The sequence below is a fragment of the Lentiprolixibacter sp. genome, from assembly GCF_982873095.1.
In genome coordinates this window covers 1-3366 of sequence record NZ_CEYNTP010000275.1, presented here as the reverse complement: position 1 = coordinate 3366, position 3366 = coordinate 1, and the positions used below count along the sequence as shown (strand labels likewise).

Sequence of the window (3366 nt, the reverse complement as noted above, 5' to 3'; positions counted from 1 at the left end):
AGACTTTTACAGGTTTGAAGCGCAGGATCAACTCCTCGGAGTAGTGATGCAGGTCCGAAGCATGGCTACCGCCAAACCCCGTGTTTACGACCTGAAATTCAGGATAGATCTCCTGAAGCTCTTCCCAGAAACGGATGGAGGAGCTGCCCGTAAATACAACGGTTTCCATGGTGGGATTCCAGATAGAATCGTATTTCAAGGCGATGTCTTGTACCTCCTCCTGGAAGCGAGTGGGGTCCTGGGCACTTAGGGAACTAATAAAAAGTGCGATCAAAAGGGCAGGTAGCATACCGGCATTTCCCATAGGTTAATTCGTTGTGGGAGTAGTGACCAGTTTTTCCGCAACCGCCCATTCATAAACCCGGGCCAGCCAGGTATCTGATGGCAGATTTTGCTTGCGCATTCCAAATCCATGACCCCCCTTGGAATACATATGCAGTTCAGTAGGGTTGCCCTCGTCCTGCCAGGCAGAATACAACTGTACACTTTCCGGGGCCAGGAGCAGTGGGTCATCTGAAGCACATACCACGGCCATAGGCGGGGCTTCCTCAGGCACCTCATAAGTACCTAACACCGTCATCCAGGGATACACCGGCACCAAAAAGTTGGGCATATTACCCAAATCAGCTTTAAAGGCTACCCCCATTGTGACAGCACCTCCGGCGGAGAATCCCATAAATCCAATCTTGTCCGGAAGCACCCCCAATTCTTTCGCATTCTTACGTACATGGGCTACGGCGTTAAGTCCATCGGTAACCGAGAGTGGAAGTACCGGACTAATTTTTTCATATATTTTTTCACCAATTTCAGAGACTTCTTTTACGCCATCCTCGCCTGTGGGTACAAGGCGATATTTCAACACAAATGCGGTAATGCCCTTTTGGTTGAGCCAGCGGGCAACATCTTTGCCCTCACTATTGATGCTCAGGGCGAAGAGTCCCCCGCCCGGGGCAATGATAACTCCCGTACCATTTGCGGGGACTCCGTTGGGGCGAAATACCTCTATAGTGGGTTTACTGACATTGGTCACTACCTGGGTTTTCCAGATAGGGGAGTAATACTCTTTTTCAGCCTCTTCCCAGGTGACATTGCCAGGAGCATTGTTTGGAAGTTCAATTATTTCCTGTCCCTTTCCTACAAAGCAAAACAGGGAAAACAGGAACATTAAAATGAGGTTTTTCATAAGGGTAGAATGACCATTACGGTCTTTTATAATTGATAACGGTTCTCAAGTTAGGCATAAAATTCTGGCAGGCAAATTGTCTACACGCACAATCTTAGCTGAGACACTTCCCAACGTAACAAATGTCGCATTGATTTTCAAAATTAATACTACATTTAGAGCTTTCTAATGTCATTTGGATGTCTTTACAAGCTGCGCTGAGTGCTACTTCACTGAGGTTGGTAATTCTTTTTTTACTATTTGTATGTCCCGTGGTCGTCATGGCCCAGGATTTCGAAAGTGACCGCCCCACGGCACAGGCGATTGCTTTAACTGAGATCCCGGATATTGACGGTGAAGTGATGGAAGATCCGGTATGGCAGGCCATTACCCCTTTAGGTGACCTGATCCAGACCCAGCCCAGTTTCGGGCAGCCAGCCAGTGAAAAGACCGAGATCCGAATTGCCTACACTTCTGACACTTTCTTTGTTAGTGTGGTTTGTTATGATGCCGAACCTGACCAATTAGTGGTTTCTGATGCGCGTCGCGATGCCAACCTCGACAATACAGATGCTTTTATTTTTATCCTGGATACCTATAAGGATGGTCAGAATGGATTTATTTTCGGGACCAATTCCCTCGGAGTGGAATACGATGCACAGGTGGATAATGAAGGGCAGGGAAATTTTAATGCCAATCGCCAGCAGGGAGGAACCATTGGTGGGTTTAACCTCAATTGGGATGCTGCCTTTGAAGTAAAGGCCAAGGTTGGTGATTTCGGTTGGAGTGCAGAATTTGCCATACCCCTGCGTACGATCCGCTTTCAGGCCGGAAAGGACTGGGGCATCAACTTCCGTAGGAATATCCGTAAGAGCAATGAGATCGTCTATTGGGCCAGCTTGCCAATAGGTTTCAGCCTGAATCGGCTTTCCCTGGCAGGAACGCTTACCGGCTTAGAACTCCGTAATCCGGGTAACCTCAAATTAATCCCCTATGTCCTGGGTCGGCTCGACCGGGATTACGAAGTGGCCGACCCCAGTACGGAATTTACCCCTGAAGTTGGGGGGGATATCAAATACAGTATTACTCCCAGCCTCACGCTGGACCTGACCTACAACACGGATTTTGCCCAGGTGGAGGTAGATGACCAGCAAGTGAATCTCGACCGCTTTAATCTTTTCTTTCCGGAGAAGCGGCCCTTTTTCCTGGAAAATGCCGGTCTTTTCAGTGTAGGAAGCCCTGGTGAAGTAGATCTTTTCTTTAGCAGGCGTATTGGTATTGGAGAGGACGGGAATATTGTGCCCATAATAGGAGGTGCACGCTTGTCCGGAAAACTCAACCGGACCAATGTAGGCTTTTTGAGCATGTTTACGGATGATGTGGACGATGTAGGGATCGAAAAGAACAATTTCACTGTTGCACGCGTTAACCACGAATTCCGTGGGCGGACTGCTCTGGGGGCAGCCTTTATTAGCAGGACCGGCCTGGAAACGGATGAGGATTACAACCGCACTTTTGCCCTTGATGGCAAACTGGGGCTCGGGAATAAGGCAAGAATGTCTGGTTTTTATGCCCGTTCCTCAGATCCTGAAGATCCGGATGATGCCCACGCTTTTAAATTCCAGACCGATTATCAATGGAACAACTGGGTGATGCGTGCTGCCTATACCGAAGTAGGGGAAGGGTTTAACCCGGAGGTGGGCTTTCTCCTTCGCTCTTCCTTCCGTAAACCTGAGGCACTCGTACTGCACCATATGCGCCCTAAAAAGAAAAACGCACGGATCCTGGAGTACAGGCCACATATCTCTTATCGGGGATATTGGAATTTTGAAGGTTTTCAGGAAACAGGCTTTTTGCATATAGACAACCACTGGGAATACAAAAGTGGCACCGAATTCCATACCGGGATCAATTTCACCACCGAAGGTGTCGTGGAGGCTTTTGAGATCTCAGATGGAGTAGTCATTCAACCCGGAACCTATAAGCATGCGGAAAGCCAGCTGATTTTCTTCACCAACCGCAGTAAACCCATTTCAGTTAATATACGATCTGTGATGGGCGGCTCGTTCGGGGGGTCCCGCTATCTGAACAGTGCTACCCTGAGCTTCCGGCGCGGGGACAAGTTCAACGCGGATTTCACTTACCAGTACAACCAGTTCAATCTGCCGGTCGGGGATTTTTCTGCCAATATTTTCCGTAGTCAG

At 48.7% G+C, this 3366-nt stretch carries 2 protein-coding genes and 1 pseudogene; 1 reads left to right on the top strand and 2 read right to left on the bottom strand.

Annotated features, from left to right (window positions below):
* Together AC4E7D_RS13080 and AC4E7D_RS13075 are read right to left on the bottom strand one after the other, a co-directional pair.
* Positions 1 to 304, bottom strand: a pseudogene (locus AC4E7D_RS13080) (G-D-S-L family lipolytic protein); the annotation flags it as partial.
* A 3-nt stretch (positions 305 to 307) separates the two neighbouring features.
* Positions 308 to 1183 (bottom strand): alpha/beta hydrolase, encoded by an 876-nt coding sequence (locus AC4E7D_RS13075; RefSeq protein ID WP_490174231.1) that lies wholly within the window; start codon positions 1181 to 1183, stop codon positions 308 to 310.
* Between the two features lie 179 nt (positions 1184 to 1362).
* Here AC4E7D_RS13075 and AC4E7D_RS13070 point away from each other — a divergent pair.
* The coding region (locus AC4E7D_RS13070) for a carbohydrate binding family 9 domain-containing protein (RefSeq protein ID WP_490174230.1) at positions 1363 to 3366 on the top strand (2004 nt) is incomplete at its 3' end.

What these genes read in the sequence shown, in the direction of transcription:
- AC4E7D_RS13075 (WP_490174231.1), bottom strand. Translation starts at nt 1,183, where the DNA reads ATGAAAAACCTCATTTTAATGTTCCTGTTTTCCCTGTTTTGCTTTGTA.